Below are 22,042 nucleotides of genomic sequence, written 5' to 3' on the forward strand. Positions count from 1 at the left end.
GCGAGCAGGCTCGCTCCCACATTTGAAATGCATTCCCCTGTGGGAGCGAGCCTGCTCGCGAAGGCAATCTGACAGACGCCGGAGGACTCGCTGGCTTATCATTAGCCCCTGACGACGCTCACCCAAAGGCTCCCCCCGGCATGCTGGCAATCTTCCTCGAAACCCTGAACATTACCGCGCCGGTGTTTGCCATGCTGTTCCTCGGGGTGTTGCTCAAGCGCATCGACTGGATCAACGACAACTTCATCCACACCGCCTCGGCGCTGGTGTTCAACGTCAGCATGCCGGCGCTGTTGTTTCTCGGGATCCTGCATGCGGATCTGCATGCCGCGCTGCAACCGGCGCTGCTGATCTATTTTGCGGTTGCGACGCTGGTGAGTTTTGCTCTGGCCTGGGGCTGGGCGATCATCAAGTGCCCGCGTGAAGATCGCGGCATCTACACCCAGGGTGCGTTTCGCGGCAACAATGGGGTGATCGGTCTGGCGCTGGCGGCGAGCATGTACGGCGACTACGGGATTTCCCTCGGGGCGATTCTCGCGGCGCTGGTGATCCTGTTTTACAACACCCTGTCGACCATCGTGCTCGCGGTGTACAGCCCGGTGATCAAGTCCGATCCGTGGAGCATCTGCAAAAGCGTGTTCAGCAACCCGCTGATCATCAGCGTGATTGCCGCCGCGCCGTTCGCGTATTTCCAGATCAGCCTGCCGGGCTGGCTGGAAACCTCCGGCCAGTATCTGGCGCAAACCACCTTGCCGCTGGCGCTGATCTGCATCGGCGGCACGCTGTCACTGGCGGCGCTGCGCAAGAGCGGCAGCATGGCGCTGAGTTCGAGTCTGGTGAAGATGATCGGCCTGCCGGTGCTGGCAACGCTGGGGGCGTGGCTGTGGGGCTTTCGTGGCGCGGAGCTGGGGATTCTGTTTCTGTACTTCGGCAGCCCGACGGCGGCGGCCAGTTTCGTCATGGCCCGGGCGGCGCAGGGCAATCATGAGCTGGCAGCGGCGATCATTGTGCTGACCACGCTGATGGCGGCGGTGACCACCAATATCGGGATCTTTCTGTTGCAGTGGGGTGGGTGGATCTGACTGACATTTTCGCTGGCTGACAGGGCCTCTTCGCGAGCAGGCTCGCTCCCACAGGGAAATGCATTCCTAATGTGGGAGCGAGCCTGCTCGCGAAGGCGTCAGTTCGATCACTCGGGTTTCTGGTAACTGTCGATCACTTCCTGCGCCGCGCGAAACGCATCAATCGCTGCGGGCACGCCGGCGTACACCGCGCAATGCAGCAGCGCCTCACGAATCTCCTCGACCGTGCAGCCATTGTTCAGCGCACCACGCACGTGGCCTTTCAACTCCTGTGGGCACTTCAACGCGGTCAGCGCGGCAAGGGTGATCAGGCTGCGGGTTTTCAGTGGCAGACCTTCGCGATTCCACACGCCGCCCCAGGCGTGTTCATTGACGAAATCCTGCAACGGCTGAGTGAATTCGGTGGCGTTGCCCAGCGCGCGATCAACGAACGCATCGCCCATTACCTGACGGCGGATTTCAACCCCGGTTTTCTGCGAATCGGTCATGGCACATCCCTCTTGTGGTGTTGGCGGCGCCAGGCGCGTACTGACGTGAACAACAGAAACGCCAGCAGCGTCGGCAGCACGTAGAACAGCATCAGTTTTTCCAGTTTGCCGGCCAGCGGCATGCCGGTGGTGAACGACACCACGTGCAGTCCGTAAGCCGCGTACAAACCGAGCAACAGCAGACCCTCGGCGCGGGTCACACGATAGCCGGAATAGAACACCGGCAGGCACAGCGCGGCGACGCCGAGCATCACCGGCAAGTCGAAATCCAGCGCATTGGGCGAGACCGACAACGGCGTCGGTGCGATCAATGCAGTGACCCCGAGTACCCCGAGCAGGTTGAACAGGTTGGCGCCAATCACGTTGCCCACGGCAATGTCGCGCTGTCCGCGCAATGCGGCGATCAGCGAGGTGGCGAGTTCCGGCAGCGAGGTGCCGACCGCAACCACCGTCAGGCCGATCACCCGTTCGGAGAAGCCCAGATCGGTCGCCACCGCCACCGCAGCACCGAGCAGTAAATGTCCGGCGAACACCAACAGCGCCAGGCCGACAACGATCATCAGCAGACTGCTGAACCACGGTGCCTGCGGGGCTTGCGGCAATTCCGAATGCGGGCGCGCCGAGTGTCGCGACTGGCGCAGCAGCAGGCCCAGATACAACGCCAGTGCCGCGAGTAACAGGACACCGTCGAAGCGGCCGATCTGTTCGTTCCAGGCGAGGACGAACACCAGCAGGCTGGCGCCGATCATCAGTGGAATATCCAGGCGCACCAGTTGCCGCGAGACTCGTAGCGGAATGATCAGCGCCGACAGACCAAGGGTCACGAGGATGTTGAAGATACTGCTGCCGATCACACTGCCGACGGCGATGTCGGGGTTGTGCGCCAGGGTCGCTTGCAAGCTGACCGCCATCTGTGGGGCGCTGCTGCCGAGGGCGACGATGGTCAGGCCGATGATCAGCGGTCGGATATGCAGGCGCGCGGCGAGACGCACGGCGGCGCGCACCATCAGTTCGGCGCCGAGGATCAGCAGAATCAGACCGCTGAGCAGTTCGATCACGTTGATCAGCGGTAAATCGGCCAGAGCAAAAATGGTCAGCGCTCCATCAGTCGTCGAGGGCCTGTATGCGCACCCGCGCCGTGCCGCTGCCGAGCATGCCGAGGCGTTCGGCGGCTTCACGCGAGACATCAATCAAGCGGCCACGGGTGCGCGGGCCGCGATCATTGATGCGCACAACGCAGGATTTGTCGTTTTTCAGGTTGGTGACCTTCACCCGTGTGCCGAATGGCAATTGGCGGTGGGCGGCGGTCAGGGAATGCTGGTTGAACGGCTCGCCACTGGCGGTGCGTTTACCGTGGTGCCTGGCACCGTAATAGGAGGCGACGCCGGTCTGGTCGTAACCGTGCGGGTCGATGATGTCGTTGCTGGCGCAACCGGCGAGCAAGGAGAGCAGGGCGCAGGCGCCGAGCAGACGTTTCATTCGAAAGCTCCCAGAATAATTGTGGCGAGGGAGCTTGCTCCCGCTCGGCCGCGAAGCGGTCGCAAAACCAGCAACCGCATTCTTTCTGAAAGAGTGCGATTGCCGACTTGGGTCTGCTGCGCAGACCAGCGGGAGCAAGCTCCCTCGCCACAGGGGATCAGAGCCAGTAAAAAATGCTGGCTCCATTGTGGTCAGCCTTCGAGCTTGCTTTTCAGCAGTTCGTTCACTTGCTGCGGGTTGGCTTTGCCTTTCGAAGCCTTCATGGCCTGACCCACAAAGAAGCCGAACATCTTGCCGCGTTTGGCTTCGTCTGCCGCACGGTATTGTTCGACCTGCTCGGCGTTGGCCGCGAGCATTTCGTCCAGCACCGCGGAGATCGCGCCGCTGTCGGTCACTTGCTTCAGACCGCGCTTGTCGATGATCTCGTCCGCCGTGCCTTCGCCGTTGGCCATCGCTTCGAACACCACTTTGGCGATCTTGCCGGAGATGGTGTTGTCCTTGATGCGCTGCAGCATGCCGCCCAGCAGTTCAGCGGAAACCGGCGATTCGTCGATGTCCAGGCCTTGCTTGTTGAGCAGGCTGCCCAACTCGACCATCACCCAGTTCGCCGCCAGCTTGGCGTCGCCGCCGATGGCCGCGACTTTCTCGAAGTAGTCCGCTTGCTCACGGCTGGTGGCCAGCACGTTGGCGTCGTAGGCCGACAGACCGAACTGGCTCTGGAAGCGCTCGCGTTTTTGCGGTGGCAGTTCCGGCAGGGTGGCGCGCACCTCGCCGAGGAACGACTCTTCGATGACCACCGGCAGCAGGTCCGGATCAGGGAAGTAACGATAGTCGTTGGCTTCCTCTTTGGAACGCATCGGACGGGTCTCGTCCTTGTTCGGATCGTACAGACGGGTCTGCTGGATCACTTTGCCGCCGTCTTCGATCAGCTCGATCTGCCGCTGGATCTCCGAGTTGATTGCCTTCTCGATGAAACGGAACGAGTTGACGTTCTTGATCTCGCAGCGGGTGCCGAACTCGACCTGGCCTTTCGGCCGTACCGAGACGTTGCAGTCGCAACGCAGCGAGCCTTCGGCCATGTTGCCGTCACAGATGCCCAGGTAACGCACCAGCGCGTGGATCGCCTTGACGTAAGCCACGGCTTCCTTGGCGCTGCGCATGTCCGGCTCGGAAACGATTTCCAGCAGCGGCGTGCCGGCACGGTTCAGGTCGATGCCGGTGGCACCGTTGAATTCTTCGTGCAGGCTCTTGCCGGCGTCTTCTTCCAGGTGCGCGCGGGTGATGCCGACACGCTTGACGGTGCCGTCTTCCAATGCGATGTCCAGGTGGCCCTTGCCGACGATCGGCAACTCCATCTGGCTGATCTGGTAGCCCTTTGGCAGATCCGGGTAGAAGTAGTTTTTACGGGCGAACACGTTGTGCTGACCGATCTCGGCGTCAATCGCCAGACCGAACATCACTGCCATGCGCACCGCTTCCTGGTTCAGTACCGGCAACACGCCGGGCATGCCCAGGTCGATCAGGCTGGCCTGGGTGTTCGGCTCGGAGCCGAACTGGGTGGAACTACCGGAAAAGATTTTCGACCGGGTAGTGAGCTGAGTGTGAATCTCCAGCCCGATCACGACTTCCCATTGCATGTGTGTCTCCTCAGAAGCCGGTTGGGGTGCGGGTGTGCCAGTCAGTGTTCAACTGATACTGATGGGCAACGTTCAACAGGCGACCTTCCTGGAAATACGGCGCGAGCAACTGCACGCCCACCGGCAGACCGTCGACAAAACCGGCCGGCATCGACAGGCCCGGCAGGCCCGCGAGGTTGGCGGTGATGGTGTAGACGTCTTCCAGATAGGCAGCGACCGGATCGCTGTTCTTCGCGCCGAGTTTCCAGGCCGGGTTCGGCGTGGTTGGGCCGAGGATGATGTCGACTTCATTAAAGGCCGCCATGAAGTCGTTCTTCACCAGACGACGGATCTTCTGCGCTTTCAGGTAGTAGGCGTCGTAGTAACCGGCGGACAGCGCGTAGGCGCCGACCATGATCCGGCGCTGCACTTCAGGCCCGAAGCCTTCGCCACGCGAGCGCTTGTACAGGTCGATCAGGTTTTCCGGGTTCTCGCAGCGATGGCCGAAGCGCACGCCGTCGAAACGCGACAGGTTCGAGGAAGCTTCGGCCGGGGCGATCACGTAGTACGCAGGAATCGCGTGCTGCATGTTCGGCAGGCTGATTTCCTTGATCACCGCACCGAGCTTCTGCAGCTCTTTGATGCTGTTCTGGATCAGTTCGGCGATGCGCGGGTCGAGACCGGCGCTGAAGTATTCCTTCGGCACGCCGATGCGCAGGCCCTGCAGCGAGGTGTTGAGGCTGGCGGAGTAATCCGGAACCGGCTCATCGATGCTGGTGGAGTCGTTCTGGTCGAACCCGGCCATACCTTGCAACAAAATCGCGCAGTCTTCGGCCGTACGCGCCAACGGGCCGCCCTGGTCGAGGCTGGAGGCGTAAGCGATCATGCCCCAGCGCGAAACACGACCGTAGGTCGGTTTCAGGCCAGTCAGGTTGGTGAATGCAGCGGGCTGACGGATCGAACCGCCGGTGTCGGTGGCCGTGGCCGCCGGCAACAGACGAGCGGCAACCGCGGCGGCCGAACCACCGGACGAACCGCCTGGCACGTGTTCCAGGTTCCACGGGTTTTTCACCGCACCGTACCAGCTCGACTCGTTGGCCGAACCCATGGCGAATTCGTCCATGTTGGTCTTGCCCAGGGTCACGGCGCCGGCAGCGGCCAGTTTCGCAACCACGGTGGCGTCGTACGGCGCTTTGAAGTTGTCGAGCATCTTCGAGCCGCAGCTGGTGCGGATGCCCTGGGTGCAGAACAGGTCCTTGTGGGCAATCGGCGCACCGAGCAGGGCGCCGCTCTCACCGTTGGCCCGGCGCGCGTCGGCGGCTTTCGCCTGCTCGAGTGCCAGCTCTTCGGTGAGGCTGATGAAACTGTTGAGCTGCGGATCGAGCTGGGTAATACGCGCCAGCAGGACTTTGGTCAGCTCTTCGGAGGAAAATTTTTTATCGGCGAGACCGCGGGCGATCTCGGCCAGAGTCATTTGATGCATTGCAGGCTCTTTCCCTTTAGTCGATGACTTTCGGAACCAGATACAGGCCGTTTTCGACCGCTGGTGCGATGGACTGATAGGCCTCGCGGTGATTGGTCTCGGTCACGACGTCGGCGCGCAGGCGCTGACTGGCTTCCAGCGGGTGGGCCAAAGGCTCGATACCGTCGGTATCGACGGCCTGCATTTCGTCGACCAGCCCGAGAATGCTGTTGAGGGCGGAAGTAATGTGCGGAAGATCGGCATCATTGAGGCCAAGGCAGGCCAGATGTGCGATTTTTTCCACGTCGGAGCGTTCTAGCGCCATCGGGATTCTCCAGTGGAAAACAGAACGGACGGCGTCCGTGTGTTAGATTGTCGGAACACTACCGCACTTCTACGGTCATAAGGCCGCGATTGTGGGGCTTGGTGCACAGAAAAGCGGCCAATTTAACATATTGGCGCCTTGCCCAAAATCCCTGTCGTTGTTAGAGTTTGCCGCACTTTTTTACCCACGCGTTGCCTAGGGTCCCTTTCCCATGTTCAAGAAACTGCGTGGCATGTTTTCCAGCGATCTTTCCATTGACCTGGGCACTGCCAACACCCTTATTTACGTGCGCGAGCGCGGTATCGTCCTGAATGAGCCATCGGTTGTGGCCATTCGGACACACGGTAACCAGAAAAGTGTCGTTGCTGTCGGCACCGAAGCCAAGCGCATGCTCGGCCGTACGCCGGGCAACATTGCTGCCATTCGTCCGATGAAGGACGGCGTGATCGCCGACTTCAGCGTCTGCGAAAAGATGCTGCAATACTTTATCAACAAGGTTCACGAAAACAGCTTTCTGCAGCCCAGCCCTCGTGTGCTGATCTGCGTTCCATGCAAATCCACCCAGGTTGAGCGTCGTGCCATCCGTGAATCGGCCCTTGGCGCCGGTGCCCGTGAAGTGTTCCTGATCGAAGAGCCGATGGCTGCTGCGATCGGTGCCGGCCTGCCGGTTGAAGAGGCACGCGGTTCGATGGTCGTCGATATCGGTGGTGGTACCACTGAAATCGCGCTGATCTCCCTGAACGGTGTGGTCTATGCCGAATCCGTCCGCGTGGGTGGCGACCGCTTCGACGAAGCAATCATCACCTACGTGCGCCGCAACTACGGCAGCCTGATCGGTGAATCGACTGCCGAGCGCATCAAGCAGGAAATCGGTACGGCCTACCCGGGCGGCGAAGTGCGCGAAGTCGATGTTCGCGGTCGCAACCTGGCCGAAGGCGTTCCACGCGCATTCACCCTGAACTCCAATGAAGTGCTGGAAGCTCTGCAAGAGTCCCTGGCTACTATCGTTCAGGCGGTGAAAAGCGCGCTGGAGCAATCGCCGCCGGAACTGGCTTCCGATATCGCCGAGCGTGGCCTGGTGCTGACCGGTGGTGGCGCGCTGCTGCGTGACCTCGACAAGTTGCTGGCCCAGGAAACCGGTCTGCCGGTGATCGTTGCCGAAGATCCGCTGACCTGCGTTGCTCGCGGCGGTGGCCGTGCATTGGAAATGATGGACAAGCACACCATGGACCTGCTCTCCAGCGAATAAGCGCCGGTTTGCAATACGTGGGTGAGCGCACAGGCAGCACTTTGCAGTGCTGCCTGTTGGCGTTTATCTTCTGTCAGTCTTCATCCAGGCCGGTTTGATGCCGTATGAATAAACAGAACATTTGCCTGGGAGGAGCGGCTTATTAAACCGCTTTTCGCCAAAGGCCCTTCGTTGGGTGTGCGCCTGTTGGTGCTGGCCGTGCTGTCGGTCGCGCTGATGGTGGTCGATGCCCGCTTCGACCTGCTCAAACCCGCGCGCAAACAAGCGTCGCTGGTGTTGATGGACGCCTACTGGATCACCGACCTGCCCGGACGGCTGTGGGAAGGGATCGCCAGTCAGTTCGGCAGCCGCACCGAGCTGGTCGCCGAAAACGAAAAACTCAAGACCGAGAACCTGCTGTTGCAGGGGCGCATGCAGAAGCTTGCCGCCCTTACCGAGCAGAACGTGCGGCTGCGCGAGTTGCTCAATTCCTCCGCACTGGTCAACGAAAAGGTCGAAGTGGCCGAGTTGATCGGCATGGACCCCAATCCCTTCACCCATCGCATCATCATCAATAAAGGTGAGCGCGATGGCGTGGTGCTCGGTCAGCCGGTGCTCGATGCACGCGGTCTGATGGGCCAGGTGGTCGAGTTGATGCCGTACACCTCCCGTGTGCTGCTGCTGACCGATACCACTCACAGCATTCCTGTGCAGGTGAACCGTAACGGTCTGCGGGCGATTGCCAGCGGCACCGGCAACCCGGAACGTCTGGAACTGCGGCATGTTGCCGATACCGCTGACATCAAGGAAGGCGATCTGCTGGTCAGCTCCGGCCTCGGTCAGCGCTTCCCGGCCGGTTATCCGGTGGCGACGGTCAAGGAAGTCATTCACGATTCCGGTCAGCCGTTCGCGATTGTCCGCGCGGTGCCGACCGCCGCGTTGAACCGCAGCCGTTATCTGCTGCTGGTGTTCAGTGACAACCGCACCGCCGAAGAGCGCGCCAACGATGCGGCGCAGGCCCAGGAAAATCTCGATGCGCAGGGCGGTGGCCCGATGCTTCCGGCCACGGTGCCGAAAGTCGTCAACACACCGGCTGGCGCTGCAGCGCCAGCCGCCCCGGCAGCACCGGCCGCTGCGGCCAGCACCACGCCGGCCAAACCTGCTGCGAGCAAACCCGCTGCGACCAAGCCTGCGGCGGCGGCCAAACCGCCCGCATCCCAGCCGGCTGCGCGACCGGCGGCGAAACCGCCCGCCACTGCGCCGGCCTCCACCGGGAGACAAGAATAATGGTCGGGGCTACCGCTTCGCGTAACGGCTGGATTGTCTGGCTGACGTTTGTCGTCGGCATCCTGCTCAGCGTTTCACCGCTGCCGATGTTCATGGAAATCCTGCGTCCCCTCTGGCTGGCCTTGCTGCTGACTTTCTGGGCGTTGTACATGCCGCATACGGTCGGAATGGTCACCGCGTTCTGCCTGGGGCTGGCCGAAGACGTGCTGCAGGGCGATCTGCTTGGTCAGAACGCCTTGATCCTGACGCTGATCACCTTCCTCGTGCTGTCGTTGCAGCAGCGTCTGCGGATGTTCCCGATGTGGCAGCAATGCCTGGTGATCCTGGTGATCTTCGGCCTCGCTCAACTGGTTCAATTGTGGCTCAGCGCCTTGACCGGCAACCGTCAGCCAACCCTGGCGCTGGTACTGCCGGCATTGGTCAGTGCCTTGCTCTGGCCTTGGGTCAGCTTCGCTTTGCGTGGATTGCGCCGGCGCTACAAAATCAACTGATTCGGTCAGGCATGTGCCCGCACCTCGACAAGGGAGATGTCTTGATGAAGCCGCTTTACCTCGCCTCTGGTTCGCCGCGTCGGCGTGAGTTGCTCACGCAGATCGGTGTGCCGTTCTCCGCCATCAGTGCGGACATCGATGAAACCCCGCTCCCTGAAGAATCGCCCTCGGCCTATGTCGAACGCCTGGCGCGTGGCAAGGCCGAGGCCGGTCGACGCACGCGGATGGCCGACGCGGCGTTTTGCGTTCTGGGCGCGGACACCGCGGTGGTGCTCGATGGCAAAATTCTTGGCAAACCGGTGGACGAAGCCGATGCATGCGCCATGCTGATGATGTTGTCCGGCAAGGAACATGAAGTGCTGACCGCCATCGCCGTGCTCGAAGGCCAGCGCTGCGAGTCGCGCGTGGTGCGCAGTCTGGTGCGGTTCCGCCCGATCAGCCGCGAAGAGGCTGCGGCCTACTGGGCCAGTGGCGAACCCCGGGACAAGGCCGGCGGTTATGGCATTCAGGGCCTCGGCGCGGTGTTTGTCGCCGGGCTCAATGGCAGCTATTCGGCGGTGGTCGGGCTGCCGGTTTGCGAAACCGCAGAACTGTTGGGCCATTTCGGCATACCCTGTTGGCAAAACCTGAACGCGCAATGAGCGTCGTACGAATCAAGATGCGGCCATTATCGTGAACATGCCTGAACGAGACCCTGCCATGAGTGAAGAGATTCTGATCAACATCACGCCGATGGAATCGCGCGTGGCGGTGGTCGAAAACGGTGTGCTGCAAGAAGTCCATGTCGAGCGCACGCAAAAACGCGGGATCGTCGGCAACATCTATAAGGGCAAGATTGTCCGGGTGCTGCCGGGCATGCAGGCGGCATTCGTCGACATCGGTCTGGATCGTGCGGCATTCATCCACGCCTCGGAAATCTCCCTTCGCGAAGGCCCGGCGGTGGAAAGCATCAGCGCGCTGGTGCACGAAGGTCAGAGCCTTGTGGTGCAGGTCACCAAGGATCCGATCGGTTCCAAGGGCGCGCGCCTGACCACACAGTTGTCGATTCCGTCGCGTTATCTGGTGTACATGCCGCGCACCGCTCACGTCGGCATTTCCCTGAAAATCGAAGACGAAGCCGAGCGCGAGCGCCTCAAGCAGGTGGTCAGCGATTGTGTGGCCAAAGAAGGGATCAAAGAGGCCGGTGGCTTCATCCTGCGTACCGCCGCCGAAGGTGCCGGGGCCGATGAGATCCTCATGGACATCCGCTACCTGCGCCGCCTGTGGGATCAGATCAATGCGCAGATCCAGACCATCGGCGCGCCGAGTGTGATCTACGAAGACCTCGGTCTGGCCCTGCGCACCTTGCGCGATCTGGTCAGTCCAAAGATCGAGAAAATCCGCATCGATTCCCGGGAAACTTTCCAGAAAACCACGCAGTTCGTCGCCGAACTGATGCCGGAAATCGCCGATCGTCTGGAACACTATCCGGGCGAGCGACCGATTTTCGACCTGTATGGCGTCGAAGATGAAATCCAGAAAGCCCTCGAGCGCAAAGTGCCTCTCAAGTCCGGCGGTTATCTGGTGGTCGATCCGGCCGAAGCCATGACCACCATCGACGTCAACACCGGCGCGTTTGTAGGCCATCGCAATCTCGAAGAAACCATCTTCAAGACCAACCTCGAAGCCGCCACCGCAATTGCCCGGCAGATGCGCCTGCGCAATCTGGGCGGGATCATCATCATCGACTTCATCGACATGGAAGATGAAGAGCATCAACGCCAGGTGCTGCGCACCCTGGAAAAACAGCTCGAACGTGATCACGCCAAGACCAACATCATTGGCATCACCGAGTTGGGCCTGGTGCAGATGACCCGCAAACGCACCCGTGAAAGCCTTGAGCAAGTGCTGTGCGAGCCGTGCAGCAGTTGTCAGGGCCGGGGCAAGTTGAAGACCCCGGAAACCATCTGTTACGAGATTTTCCGCGAGATTCTGCGTGAAGCCCGGGCCTATCAGGCCGAAGGTTACCGGGTGCTGGCGAACCAGAAAGTGGTGGACCGTTTGCTCGATGAAGAATCCGGTAACGTCGCCGAGCTTGAAGGGTTTATTGGCCGCACCATACGCTTTCAGGTCGAGACCATGTATTCCCAGGAACAATATGACGTGGTGCTGCTCTGAACCCCTGCAGCACATTTAATCCACAACGGCTGGCCTCAGCTTTTAGTAGTTTTTTTGCCATGGGAGCCAACTGACATGGAGCGTCTGACACGCATTTTGGCCGCACTGACCCGCTGGGGGCTGGGCCTGTGCGCGTTGGTTCTGGTGTTGATGGCGTTGTACGTCAGCCTCGGTCGGGAACTGACGCCACTGGTGGCGGAATACCGCACTGATATCGAAGACAAGGCCACTGCCGCACTCGGCATGCCGTTGCAGATCGGCGAGCTGGAAGGCAACTGGAGCGGCTTCGCCCCGATTCTGCTGGCCCATGATGTGATGGTCGGCGACGGCGCCAATGCCTTGCGTCTGGATCGGGTGCGCGTGGTGCCTGACCTCTGGGCCAGTCTGCTGGCGCGCGAAGTCCGCATCGCCCACCTGGAACTGAACGGCCTGAAGATCAGCATCAAGGAAGCGCAGGACGGCACCTGGGCGCTGGAAGGCCTGCCGGTGCAGAACGACCAGCCGCTTGATCCCGAGCAATTGTTCAAGCGCTCGCAGATGGTTCAGCAACTGTCGGTGCTCGACAGTCAGGTGACCGTGCAGCCGCTGGATCAGGCGCCGATGACCTTTACTTATGTCGGCCTCAATTTGAAAACCGGCAGCAGCCGTCAGCGTCTCGATGCTCGTCTGACCTTGCCCGACGGGCAACCGGTGGCGATGAACCTGCGTACGCGGATTCGCCCCTCTCAATTGCCGGACAGTTCGGTGGAAGGTTATGTCAGCCTGCCGCAAAGCGACTGGTCGAAGTGGCTGCCGGAGCGATTGACCCAACAATGGAATTTTTCCGAGATCAAGGCGGGCGGCGAACTGTGGGTGAACTGGAACGACGGCGCTCTGCAAAGCGCCGCCATCCGTTTGAACGCACCACAGGTGAGCGGCGCTTATGCCGAGCGCAAGCCGATCAAGTTCAGCAATCTGGCGCTCAACGGCTATTACCAGCGGGATGACGAGGGCGCAATCGTTACCCTCGATTCGCTGGCGATGAACTTCGGCGAGACCCGCTGGGAATCCCATGTGCAGCTCAAGCAGACGGTGGCCACCGATAAAGCCGATGAGCTGTGGCATTTGCAGGCCGATCGCCTCGACCTGACACCGATTACGCCGCTGCTCAATGCGCTTGGGCCATTGCCCGAAAACGTCGCCACGGTGATCGACCACCTGAAGGTGACGGGTGGACTGCGCAACGTGCTGCTGGATTTTCGGCCCAACGCCACCGACGGTTCGAAATTCGGCTTCGCTGCCAACCTCGATAATGTCGGTTTCGATGCCTATCACGGTGCCCCGGCGGCGCGAAACGTCAGTGGCAGCCTCAGCGGCAACCTCGACGGTGGCGAGCTGCGCCTGGACAGCAAGGATTTCGTCCTGCACCTCGACCCGATCTTCGCCAAGCCATGGCAATACATTCAGGCCAACGCCCGCCTGACCTGGAAGCTCGACAAGGAAGGTTTCACCCTGATCGCGCCGTACCTGAAAGTGCTGGGCGAAGAGGGCAAGATTGCCGGCGACTTCCTGATCCGCCTGCACTTCGACCATAGCCAGGAAGACTACATGGACCTGCGTGTCGGGCTGGTCGATGGCGACGGTCGCTACACCGCCAAATACCTGCCCGAAGTCCTGAGCCCGGCCCTCGACGAGTGGCTGCGTACGGCGATCCTCAAGGGCGCCGTGGATCAGGGCTTCTTCCAGTACCAGGGTTCGCTGAGCAAAAACGCCAAGGACGTGGATCGCAGCATCAGCCTGTTCTTCAAGGTGCATGACGCCGAGCTGGCGTTCCAGCCGGGCTGGCCACACGTGAGTAAGGTCAGCGGCGACGTGTTCATCGAGGACAGCGGCGTGCGCATCGTGGCCGACAAGGGCCAGTTGCTCGACACCCAGGTCAGCGACGTTTTCGTCAACATTCCCCATGCGCCGGCCGGGCAGCCCACGCATTTGTTGCTCGACGGCGGATTTGCCGGCGGGCTGGGCGATGGCTTGAAGATTCTGCAGACCGCGCCGATCGGCACTGGCGAAACCTTTGCCGGCTGGGAAGGCGAGGGCGATCTGCAGGGCAAGGTCAAACTCGACATTCCGCTGGAAAAGGGCAATCTGCCGAAGATCCTCGTCGACTTCAAGACCGCCAATGCGCGCCTGAAACTGGCTGAGCCCAAGCTGGAACTGAGTCAGCTCAAGGGCGATTTCCGCTTCGACAGCGCCAAGGGGCTGAGCGGTCAGAACATCGCCGCCAGGGCTTTCGACAAGCCCGTGACCGCACAGATTTTCGCTGATGGCAGTCCGAACAAGCTCAAGACTCGGGTCGCGGCTTCCGGGCAGGTCGAGGTCAAGAAACTCACTGACTGGTTGGGCGTGACTCAGCCGTTGCCGGTGTCCGGGACCCTTCCGTATCAGTTGCAGGTCAACCTCGACGGCACCGACAGCCAGCTGACCGTCAGTTCCAGCATGAAGGGCGTGGCAGTGGATCTGCCGGCACCGTTCGGCATGTCGGCCGAGCAGGGGCGTGACACGGTGTTTCGCATGACCCTGCAAGGTGCGGAGCGGCGTTACTGGGTCAACTACGACCAACTGGCGAGCTTCACCTTCGCCGCGCCGCCGAGCAATATCGCCGATGGCCGCGGTGAGTTGTTCCTCGGTACGGGCGACGCAGTTCTGCCGGAGGCCAAGGGCTTGCGCATTCGCGGTGTGCTGTCGGAGCTGGACGTCGCGCCGTGGCAGGATCTGGTCAGCAAATACGCGGGCAACGATCCGGGCGGCAGCGCCAAACAATTACTCAACAGTGCCGACTTCAAGGTGGGCAAGCTCACAGCATTCGGCACCACGCTGGATCAGGCCGCAGTGCAGGTCAATCGCAGACCTTGGGCGTGGAATCTGGCGCTCGACAGCCAGCAGGCCAAGGGCTCGGCCAGCCTGCCGGACGCCAAAGGCGCGCCGATCGCGGTCAATCTGCAATACGTACGTCTGCCGGCGCCGGATCCGACGGTGCAGGCCGACGAGAATTCGCCTGATCCGCTGGTTTCGGTCGACCCGACCAAGATTCCCGCGCTGGATATCACCATCAATCAGTTGTTTCTGGGCCAGGATCTGGTTGGCGGCTGGTCGCTGAAAGTTCGCCCGACGGCCAAAGGCATCGCCCTGAACAATATGGACATGGGCCTCAAGGGCATCCTGTTGCAGGGCAATGGCGGCTGGGAAGGAGCGCCGGGTTCGACCAACAGTTGGTTCAAGGGCCGGATCAGCGGCAAGAACCTCGCCGATGTGCTCAAGGGCTGGGGCTTTGCGCCGAGCGTGACCAGTGAAGAGTTCCACATGGACGTCGATGGCCGCTGGCCGGGCTCGCCGGCATGGCTGGCGACCAAGCGCTTCTCCGGCACGCTGGACGCCTCGCTCAATAAAGGTCAGTTCGTTGAAGTGGAGGGCGGCGCGCAGGCGTTGCGGGTGTTTGGCCTGCTCAATTTCAACTCCATCGGCCGTCGCCTGCGTCTGGACTTCTCCGACTTGTTTGGCAAAGGCTTGAGCTACGATCGGGTCAAGGGCCTGTTGGTGGCTAATAACGGCGTGTATGTCACCCGCGAGCCGATTCGTCTGACCGGTCCTTCGAGCAACCTTGAGCTGGACGGTACGCTGGATCTGGTCGGCGATCAGGTCGATGCAAAATTGCTGGTGACCTTGCCGGTGACCAACAATCTGCCAATTGCTGCGTTGATCGTCGGCGCACCGGCGGTCGGCGGGGCATTGTTCCTGATCGACAAGTTGATCGGCGACCGCGTGGCGCGCTTCGCCAGCGTCAAGTACACGGTCAAAGGTCCGTGGAAAGAGCCGAAAATCACCTTCGACAAGCCTTTTTGAGTAGCATGAGGCTTTCCCCCGTGTAGGAGCTGCCGCAGGCTGCGATCTTTTGATCTGGTTTTTAAAAGCAAAATCAAAAGATCGCAGCCTGCGGCAGCTCCTACAGTGATAAGTGGACTCCCTGTCAGGAAGCGGCCATGTCTTTAGCGGTGATTCAAATGGTCAGCCAGAGTGATGTGCTGGCCAATCTGGCGCAGGCTCGACGCCTGCTCGAACAGGCCGCGGCTGGCGGCGCGCAGCTGGCGGTGCTGCCGGAAAACTTCGCCGCCATGGGCCGTCGCGACATCGTCGACATCGGCCGCGCCGAAGCGCTTGGCGAAGGGCCGATCCTGCCATGGTTGAAACAGACCGCCCGCGACCTCAAGTTATGGATAGTGGCTGGCACGTTGCCGTTGCCTCCGCTCGGGCAGCCGGACGCCAAATCCCACGCCTGTTCGCTGCTGGTCAACGATCAGGGCGAAACCGTAGCGCGGTATGACAAATTGCACCTGTTCGATGTCGATGTGGCGGACAATCGCGGGCGGTATCGCGAATCGGATGACTATGCTTATGGCAGTGGCGTGGTGGTGGCGGACACGCCGGTTGGCCGAGTTGGCCTGACCGTGTGTTACGACCTGCGCTTTCCGGAGCTGTACAGTGAGCTGCGCGCCGCCGGTGCCGAGTTGATCACCGCGCCGTCGGCCTTCACCGCAGTGACCGGTGCGGCGCATTGGGACGTGCTGATTCGCGCCCGTGCCATCGAGACGCAGTGTTATGTATTGGCGGCAGCGCAGGGCGGGACTCACCCGGGACCGCGTGAAACCTTCGGTCATGCGGCGATTGTCGACCCTTGGGGCCGTGTGCTGGCGCATCAGGATCAAGGCGAGGCGGTATTGTTGGCCGCACGCGACAGTGATGAACAAGCGTCTATCAGGACGCGAATGCCGGTGACGAGTCATCGGCGGTTTTTCTCGCAGGGCGCCCAGCGGCCTGCTTCAGAACATGAATTTAAGGCGTAAACCTATGAGCGAGTTGTTGTCCTCAGTCAGTGATCACCTGTTGGCGCCCGGCGGCGTGACCATCGAGAGCCTGCAAGGCGTGCTCGGTGACCTGGCGGGCCCGGGCATCGATGCTGCCGATCTGTATTTCCAGGGCCAGATCTCCGAGTCGTGGTCGCTGGAAGACGGTATCGTCAAGGAAGGCAGCTTCAACCTCGACCAGGGTGTCGGCGTGCGTGCGCAGTCCGGCGAGAAAACCGGTTTTGCCTACAGCAACGCGATCACTCTCGAAGCCCTCGGCGCTGCGGCCCGTGCTGCGCGCTCGATTTCCCGCGCCGGGCAGAACGGTACGGTGCAGGCGTTCAGCACTCAGGATGTCGCGCAGTTGTATGCCCCGGACAATCCGCTGGAAGTGCTGAGCCGCGCCGAGAAAGTCGAGTTGCTTAAGCGCATCGACGTCGCCACCCGCGCCCTCGATCCACGGATTCAGCAGGTCAGCGTGAGCATGGCCGGGGTCTGGGAACGGATTCTGGTGGCGTCCACCGATGGTGGCCTGGCCGCTGACGTGCGTCCGCTGGTGCGTTTCAACGTCAGTGTGATCGTCGAGCAGAACGGCCGTCGCGAGCGCGGCGGACATGGCGGCGGCGGACGGACCGACTACCGTTATTTCCTCGCCGAAGACCGCGCCATGGGCTATGCCCGTGAAGCACTGCGCCAGGCGCTGGTGAATCTGGAAGCAATTCCGGCACCGGCCGGCACTTTGCCTGTCGTCCTCGGTTCGGGCTGGTCCGGCGTGCTGCTGCACGAAGCGGTCGGCCACGGACTGGAAGGCGACTTCAACCGCAAGGGCAGTTCGGCCTACAGCGGGCGGATGGGCGAAATGGTTGCCTCCAAGCTCTGCACCATTGTCGATGACGGCACGTTGAGCGGTCGTCGCGGCTCGCTGAGCGTCGACGACGAAGGCACTCCGACCGAGTGCACCACGCTGATCGAGAACGGCGTGCTCAAAGGCTACATGCAGGACAAGCTCAATGCGCGTCTGATGGGCGTGGCCCGTACCGGCAACGGTCGTCGCGAGTCCTACGCGCATCTGCCGATGCCGCGCATGACCAACACCTACATGCTCGGTGGCGAGAGCGATCCAGCGGAAATCATCGCGTCGGTGAAGAAGGGCATCTACTGCGCCAACCTTGGTGGCGGTCAGGTCGATATCACCAGCGGCAAGTTCGTGTTCTCCACCAGCGAGGCGTACCTGATCGAGGACGGCAAGATCACCGCGCCGGTCAAGGGCGCGACGTTGATCGGCAACGGCCCAGAGGCGATGAGCAGGGTGTCGATGGTCGGTAACGATCTGGCGCTGGACAGCGGTGTGGGCACGTGCGGCAAGGACGGGCAGTCGGTGCCGGTAGGTGTCGGTCAGCCGACGCTGAAGATCGATGCGATTACCGTGGGTGGCACAGGCGCATAAACAAAAAAACTGTAGGAGCTGCCGCAGGCTGCGATCTTTTGACTTTGATTTTTAAAAGCAAGATCAAAAGATCGCAGCCTTCGGCAGCTCCTACAGGAGCGAGATATCAACGCAGACCGCGTTGCGTATCGTCCAGCTCACGGATGTACTTGAAGATCTTGCGGCTGGAAGCAGGAGGTTTGTTTTGCGCAACCTCGTGCTGAGCCTGACGGATCAGGGAGCGCAGTTGCTGGCGATCGGCGTCGGGGTATTCAACGACGAATTTCTCCAGCACGGCATCGTCACCGGCGATCAGGCGGTCACGCCAGCGTTCGAGGTTGTGGAAACGCTCGTTGTACTGACGGGTGGAGGCATCGAGTTGATCGAGCAGGACCAGAATCGCGTCAGTGTCCTGATCGCGCATCAGTTTGCCGATGAACTGCAGGTGCCGTTTACGCGCGATGTTCGCGGTGTGCTTCGGCGCATCAGCCAGTGCCCGGCGCAAGGCGTCGGTCAATGGCAGTTTTGCCTGCAAGTCGGGCTTGAGTGTTGTAAGGCGCTCGCCAAGGTCCACCAGAGCATGCAGCTCGCGTTTGACCTGAGATTTGCTTTTTTCTCCCGTATCGAGGGAGTCGTCGTAAGAATCAACCATGGTGGCAGTCCGCAAAGAAACGCCGCCATGATAACCAGTCGGGGGCCGCTTGTCCGGCCCGGTCGCTCGATGACCCCAGCCGAAAGCAGAATTTGAGTGGAGATGAGCATGAGTGCAGTTCAAAGCGTCGGCCCGCAAGCATTGCCGGCACTGCAGGAACAGGTCGAGCAGATCATCGCCGAAGCCAAGCGTCAGGGCGCCAGTGCTTGTGAGGTCGCGGTGTCGCTGGAGCAGGGTTTGTCGACGTCGGTGCGTCAGCGTGAGGTCGAGACGGTCGAGTTCAACCGCGACCAGGGCTTTGGCATCACCCTGTACGTCGGCCAGCGCAAAGGCTCGGCCAGCACCTCCGCCACCGGGCCAGATGCGATTCGTGAAACCGTTGCCGCTGCACTGGCGATCGCCAAACACACCTCTGAAGACGAAGCCTCGGGCCTCGCCGATGCGGCGCTGATGGCCAAGGATGTGCAGGATTTTGATTTGTTCCACGAATGGGACATCACCCCCGAGCAGGCGATCGAGAAGGCGTTGCTCTGTGAAGCCGCGGCGTTCGACGCCGATGCGCGAATCAAGAACGCTGACGGCACCACCCTCAGCACCCATCAGGGCTGCCGTGTATATGGCAACAGCCACGGTTTCATCGGTGGTTACGCGTCGACCCGGCACAGCCTGAGCTGCGTGATGATCGCCGAATCTGATGGCCAGATGCAGCGCGATTACTGGTATGACGTGAACCGTCAGGGCAGCCTGCTGGCGGATCCGGTGAGCATCGGCCAGCGTGCCGCACAACGTGCCGCGAGCCGTCTGGGCGCGCGTCCGGTACCGACTTGCGAAGTGCCGGTGCTGTTTTCCGCCGAGCTGGCGGGTGGGTTGTTCGGCAGCTTCCTGTCGGCGGTGTCTGGCGGCAGTCTGTATCGCAAATCGTCGTTCCTCGAAGGCACGCTGGGGCAGAAGCTGTTTCCGGAATGGCTGACCATCGACGAGCGTCCGCACCTGATGCGCGCCATGGGCAGTGCGTCCTACGACGGTGATGGTCTGGCCACCTACGCCAAACCGTTCGTCGAGAAGGGCGAGTTGGTTTCGTACATCCTCGGCACGTACTCCGGGCGCAAACTCGGCATGCCGAGCACTGCCAACGCGGGAGGCGTGCACAACCTGTTCGTCACTCACGGAGATGAAGACCAGGCGGCGCTGTTGAAGCGCATGGGCCGTGGCCTGTTGGTTACCGAGTTGATGGGCCATGGCTTGAACATGGTCACCGGCGATTATTCGCGTGGGGCGGCGGGGTTCTGGGTCGAGAACGGCGAAATCCAGTTCGCGGTGCAGGAAGTGACCATCGCCGGCAATATGCGCGACATGTTCAAGCAGATCGTTGCAGTCGGTAATGATCTGGAGCTGCGCAGCAATATTCGTACGGGCTCGGTGCTGATCGAGCGGATGACTGTCGCGGGCAGCTAAGCCCCAGCGGTCAGACAAGAAAGGCGCGCCACCTCATCGGGTGGCGCGCCTTTTTTCTTGGCTCCACACAAAACCTAGTGGGAGCGAGCCTGCTCGCGAAAGCGATAGCAGCCTACTGCAGCGGCGACTGACACGACGCCTTCGCGAGCAGGCTCGCTCCTACAATGGAGTCTGTGTAATCAGGCGCTCTTGTTTTGGTTCTCATTATCATCTAATAATAAATCTCATCTCCGAACGAGCCCCGGATCATGAGTTCTGCCTTGCACGAGCAGCCGTACCTCGAAAGCTGGCGCTGGATGAGTCGCCAGATCCGTTGCGCGATGGATCCTGACGAACCGCGCCTGATCGAACATTACCTGGCCGAAGGCCGTTATCTGGCCTGCTGTACGGCGACTTCCCCGTGGACCATCGCTGAAACCTCCTTCCGTCTGCTGCTCGACACAGCCACCGACATCGCGTTGCCGTGGCACTGGCGCAGCCTGTGTCTCGATCAAGCCTGGCGGCCGTTGTGTGAAATGGAGCGCCTCTCACTGTGCAAGTGCCGGCTCCAGCGTTGGCAGCGCTACACCTGGCAACTGGCGACCTGCGAGTTGCTTCCCTCGATTCCTCTCATTGAATTAGTCCAAGGATTTACCGATGACCAAGACTCGTATTGAGCGCGACAGCATGGGCGAACTGCAGGTGCCGGTGGACGCTCTCTACGGCGCGCAGACCCAGCGTGCAGTGGATAACTTCCCGATCAGCGGCAAGCCGATGCCAACACAATTCATTCGCGCGCTGATCCTCGCCAAAGCCGCTGCGGCGCGGGCCAACGTCGAACTCAACCAGCTCAGCGCCGGCCAGGGCAAAGCCATCAGCGATGCCGCGCAAGGCCTGCTCGAAGGCGATTTCATGCAGCATTTTCCGGTGGATATCTTCCAGACCGGCTCCGGCACCAGCTCCAACATGAACGCCAACGAAGTGATCGCGACCCTCGCCAGCCGCCTGCTCGGCGAGCCGGTCAACCCGAACGATCACGTCAACTGCGGCCAGAGCAGCAACGACATCATTCCGACCACCATCCACGTCAGCGCCGCCCTGGCGTTGCACGAACAACTGCTGCCCGCGCTGTTGCATCTGGTGCAGGTCATCGAAAACAAAGCCGATCAGGTGCACCACCACGTCAAAACCGGTCGCACGCACTTGATGGACGCGATGCCGGTGCGCATGAGTCAGGTGCTCAATGGCTGGGCGCAGCAGCTCAAGGCCAACATCGGTCATCTGCAGGATTTGCTGCCGAGCCTGCAATCGCTGGCGCAGGGCGGCACGGCGGTCGGCACCGGGATCAATGCGCATCCGGAATTCGCTGCGCGTTTCAGCCGCCAATTGAGTCAGCTGACGAATGTGCAATTCACTCCAGGCAAGGATCTGTTCGCGCTGATCGGCTCGCAGGACACCGCCGTCGCCGTCTCCGGCCAGCTCAAGGCTACCGCCGTGTCGCTGATGAAAATCGCCAACGATCTGCGCTGGATGAACTCCGGTCCACTCGCCGGCCTTGGCGAGATCGAGCTGGAGGGCCTGCAACCGGGTTCGTCGATCATGCCGGGCAAGGTCAATCCGGTGATCCCGGAAGCCACCGCCATGGTCGCTGCGCAAGTGATCGGTAACGATTCGGTGATCACCATCGCTGGCCAGTCGGGCAACTTCGAGCTGAACGTGATGCTGCCAATCATCGCCCAGAACCTGCTGAGCAGCATTGAATTGCTGGCCAATACCAGCCGCCTGCTCGGAGACAAGGCGATCGCCAGCTTCAAGGTCAACGAGTCGCGGCTCAAGGAAGCGTTGTCGCGCAACCCGATTCTGGTGACCGCGCTCAATCCGATCATCGGCTATCAGAAAGCCGCTGAAATCGCCAAGCAGGCCTACAAACAGGGGCGCCCGGTGATCGACGTCGCGCTGGAACACACCGATCTGTCGCGCAGCCAACTGGAAGAGTTGCTCAATCCCGAGAAACTCACCGCCGGCGGCGTGTAAACCC

General features: G+C 61.4%; 19 protein-coding genes. 12 read left to right on the plus strand and 7 right to left on the minus strand.

Going from position 1 to position 22,042, the window contains the following annotated elements:
- Positions 1 to 140 precede the first annotated feature (140 nt).
- Entirely contained in the window at positions 141 to 1,082 is a 942-nt protein-coding gene (locus LOY52_RS04205; RefSeq protein ID WP_041072811.1) for an AEC family transporter, read from the plus strand.
- Positions 1,083 to 1,189: 107 nt separating this feature from the next.
- Here LOY52_RS04205 and LOY52_RS04210 read toward each other — a convergent pair whose 3' ends face one another.
- The 6 genes from LOY52_RS04210 to gatC form a co-directional block, all read right to left on the minus strand.
- Positions 1,190 to 1,570 (minus strand): carboxymuconolactone decarboxylase family protein, encoded by a 381-nt coding sequence (locus LOY52_RS04210; protein ID WP_003221648.1) that lies wholly within the window; start codon positions 1,568 to 1,570, stop codon positions 1,190 to 1,192.
- Positions 1,567 to 2,628, minus strand: coding sequence for a calcium/sodium antiporter (locus tag LOY52_RS04215; RefSeq protein WP_258678366.1), 1,062 nt, complete (start codon positions 2,626 to 2,628; stop codon positions 1,567 to 1,569). The genes LOY52_RS04210 and LOY52_RS04215 overlap by 4 nt, the downstream gene beginning before the upstream one ends.
- 46 nt (positions 2,629 to 2,674) lie before the next feature.
- A complete protein-coding gene (locus LOY52_RS04220) occupies positions 2,675 to 3,049 on the minus strand; it encodes a septal ring lytic transglycosylase RlpA family protein (protein WP_258678367.1) in 375 nt (124 codons plus the stop codon).
- Positions 3,050 to 3,240: 191 nt separating this feature from the next.
- Entirely contained in the window at positions 3,241 to 4,686 is a 1,446-nt protein-coding gene (gene gatB / locus LOY52_RS04225; RefSeq protein ID WP_007961565.1) for an Asp-tRNA(Asn)/Glu-tRNA(Gln) amidotransferase subunit GatB, read from the minus strand.
- Positions 4,687 to 4,696: 10 nt separating this feature from the next.
- On the minus strand, positions 4,697 to 6,148 hold the full coding sequence (gene gatA, locus LOY52_RS04230; protein WP_097090387.1) for an Asp-tRNA(Asn)/Glu-tRNA(Gln) amidotransferase subunit GatA: 1,452 nt from the start codon (positions 6,146 to 6,148) through the stop codon (positions 4,697 to 4,699).
- Between the two features lie 16 nt (positions 6,149 to 6,164).
- Positions 6,165 to 6,452, minus strand: a complete 288-nt coding sequence (gatC, locus tag LOY52_RS04235) for an Asp-tRNA(Asn)/Glu-tRNA(Gln) amidotransferase subunit GatC (protein ID WP_003221657.1) — start codon at positions 6,450 to 6,452, stop codon at positions 6,165 to 6,167.
- A 211-nt stretch (positions 6,453 to 6,663) separates the two neighbouring features.
- Between gatC and mreB the strand changes: the two genes are divergently transcribed.
- The 8 genes from mreB (at position 6,664) to tldD (ending at position 17,939) form a co-directional block, all read left to right on the plus strand.
- A complete protein-coding gene (gene mreB, locus LOY52_RS04240; protein ID WP_002555108.1) occupies positions 6,664 to 7,701 on the plus strand; it encodes a rod shape-determining protein MreB in 1,038 nt (345 codons plus the stop codon).
- 141 nt (positions 7,702 to 7,842) lie between these two features.
- A complete protein-coding gene (gene mreC, locus LOY52_RS04245; RefSeq protein ID WP_258679825.1) occupies positions 7,843 to 8,967 on the plus strand; it encodes a rod shape-determining protein MreC in 1,125 nt (374 codons plus the stop codon).
- The gene (gene mreD, locus LOY52_RS04250; RefSeq protein WP_007961576.1) at positions 8,967 to 9,458 is read left to right on the plus strand and encodes a rod shape-determining protein MreD; all 492 of its coding nucleotides are present in this window, start codon (positions 8,967 to 8,969) and stop codon (positions 9,456 to 9,458) included. Before mreC ends, mreD begins: the two co-directional genes overlap by 1 nt.
- A gap of 44 nt (positions 9,459 to 9,502) precedes the next feature.
- Positions 9,503 to 10,099 (plus strand): nucleoside triphosphate pyrophosphatase, encoded by a 597-nt coding sequence (locus tag LOY52_RS04255; RefSeq protein ID WP_258678372.1) that lies wholly within the window; start codon positions 9,503 to 9,505, stop codon positions 10,097 to 10,099.
- A 58-nt stretch (positions 10,100 to 10,157) separates the two neighbouring features.
- Complete coding sequence (rng, locus tag LOY52_RS04260; RefSeq protein WP_007961585.1) at positions 10,158 to 11,615, plus strand: ribonuclease G; 1,458 nt, start codon at positions 10,158 to 10,160, stop codon at positions 11,613 to 11,615.
- A gap of 75 nt (positions 11,616 to 11,690) precedes the next feature.
- Positions 11,691 to 15,494 (plus strand): YhdP family protein, encoded by a 3,804-nt coding sequence (locus LOY52_RS04265; RefSeq protein ID WP_258678374.1) that lies wholly within the window; start codon positions 11,691 to 11,693, stop codon positions 15,492 to 15,494.
- A 137-nt stretch (positions 15,495 to 15,631) separates the two neighbouring features.
- Entirely contained in the window at positions 15,632 to 16,492 is an 861-nt protein-coding gene (locus LOY52_RS04270; protein ID WP_258678375.1) for a carbon-nitrogen hydrolase family protein, read from the plus strand.
- 4 nt (positions 16,493 to 16,496) lie between these two features.
- A complete protein-coding gene (gene tldD / locus LOY52_RS04275) occupies positions 16,497 to 17,939 on the plus strand; it encodes a metalloprotease TldD (protein ID WP_007961588.1) in 1,443 nt (480 codons plus the stop codon).
- A gap of 106 nt (positions 17,940 to 18,045) precedes the next feature.
- Here tldD and yjgA read toward each other — a convergent pair whose 3' ends face one another.
- Positions 18,046 to 18,570, minus strand: a complete 525-nt coding sequence (gene yjgA, locus LOY52_RS04280) for a ribosome biogenesis factor YjgA (protein ID WP_003221672.1) — start codon at positions 18,568 to 18,570, stop codon at positions 18,046 to 18,048.
- A 102-nt stretch (positions 18,571 to 18,672) separates the two neighbouring features.
- Between yjgA and pmbA the strand changes: the two genes are divergently transcribed.
- From pmbA to LOY52_RS04295, 3 genes are all read left to right on the plus strand, one after another.
- Positions 18,673 to 20,025, plus strand: a complete 1,353-nt coding sequence (gene pmbA, locus LOY52_RS04285; protein ID WP_258678377.1) for a metalloprotease PmbA — start codon at positions 18,673 to 18,675, stop codon at positions 20,023 to 20,025.
- 248 nt (positions 20,026 to 20,273) lie between these two features.
- Entirely contained in the window at positions 20,274 to 20,681 is a 408-nt protein-coding gene (locus LOY52_RS04290) for a FagA protein (protein ID WP_258678378.1), read from the plus strand.
- Entirely contained in the window at positions 20,662 to 22,038 is a 1,377-nt protein-coding gene (locus tag LOY52_RS04295; protein ID WP_258678381.1) for an aspartate ammonia-lyase, read from the plus strand. The genes LOY52_RS04290 and LOY52_RS04295 overlap by 20 nt, the downstream gene beginning before the upstream one ends.
- The last annotated feature ends 4 nt before the right edge of the window (positions 22,039 to 22,042 follow it).

Origin of the sequence: Pseudomonas sp. B21-051 (assembly GCF_024748795.1) — a bacterium.
Taxonomy (GTDB): domain Bacteria; phylum Pseudomonadota; class Gammaproteobacteria; order Pseudomonadales; family Pseudomonadaceae; genus Aquipseudomonas; species Aquipseudomonas putida_A.

What these genes read in the sequence shown, in the direction of transcription:
- LOY52_RS04290 (WP_258678378.1), top strand. Translation starts at nt 20,274, where the DNA reads ATGAGTTCTGCCTTGCACGAGCAGCCGTACCTCGAAAGCTGGCGCTGG.
- LOY52_RS04270 (WP_258678375.1), top strand. Translation starts at nt 15,632, where the DNA reads ATGTCTTTAGCGGTGATTCAAATGGTCAGCCAGAGTGATGTGCTGGCC.
- yjgA (WP_003221672.1), bottom strand. Translation starts at nt 18,570, where the DNA reads ATGGTTGATTCTTACGACGACTCCCTCGATACGGGAGAAAAAAGCAAA.
- pmbA (WP_258678377.1), top strand. Translation starts at nt 18,673, where the DNA reads ATGAGCATGAGTGCAGTTCAAAGCGTCGGCCCGCAAGCATTGCCGGCA.
- LOY52_RS04295 (WP_258678381.1), top strand. Translation starts at nt 20,662, where the DNA reads ATGACCAAGACTCGTATTGAGCGCGACAGCATGGGCGAACTGCAGGTG.
- LOY52_RS04255 (WP_258678372.1), top strand. Translation starts at nt 9,503, where the DNA reads ATGAAGCCGCTTTACCTCGCCTCTGGTTCGCCGCGTCGGCGTGAGTTG.
- LOY52_RS04205 (WP_041072811.1), top strand. Translation starts at nt 141, where the DNA reads ATGCTGGCAATCTTCCTCGAAACCCTGAACATTACCGCGCCGGTGTTT.
- tldD (WP_007961588.1), top strand. Translation starts at nt 16,497, where the DNA reads ATGAGCGAGTTGTTGTCCTCAGTCAGTGATCACCTGTTGGCGCCCGGC.
- gatA (WP_097090387.1), bottom strand. Translation starts at nt 6,148, where the DNA reads ATGCATCAAATGACTCTGGCCGAGATCGCCCGCGGTCTCGCCGATAAA.
- mreD (WP_007961576.1), top strand. Translation starts at nt 8,967, where the DNA reads ATGGTCGGGGCTACCGCTTCGCGTAACGGCTGGATTGTCTGGCTGACG.
- LOY52_RS04220 (WP_258678367.1), bottom strand. Translation starts at nt 3,049, where the DNA reads ATGAAACGTCTGCTCGGCGCCTGCGCCCTGCTCTCCTTGCTCGCCGGT.
- gatB (WP_007961565.1), bottom strand. Translation starts at nt 4,686, where the DNA reads ATGCAATGGGAAGTCGTGATCGGGCTGGAGATTCACACTCAGCTCACT.
- mreB (WP_002555108.1), top strand. Translation starts at nt 6,664, where the DNA reads ATGTTCAAGAAACTGCGTGGCATGTTTTCCAGCGATCTTTCCATTGAC.
- rng (WP_007961585.1), top strand. Translation starts at nt 10,158, where the DNA reads ATGAGTGAAGAGATTCTGATCAACATCACGCCGATGGAATCGCGCGTG.
- LOY52_RS04265 (WP_258678374.1), top strand. Translation starts at nt 11,691, where the DNA reads ATGGAGCGTCTGACACGCATTTTGGCCGCACTGACCCGCTGGGGGCTG.
- gatC (WP_003221657.1), bottom strand. Translation starts at nt 6,452, where the DNA reads ATGGCGCTAGAACGCTCCGACGTGGAAAAAATCGCACATCTGGCCTGC.
- LOY52_RS04210 (WP_003221648.1), bottom strand. Translation starts at nt 1,570, where the DNA reads ATGACCGATTCGCAGAAAACCGGGGTTGAAATCCGCCGTCAGGTAATG.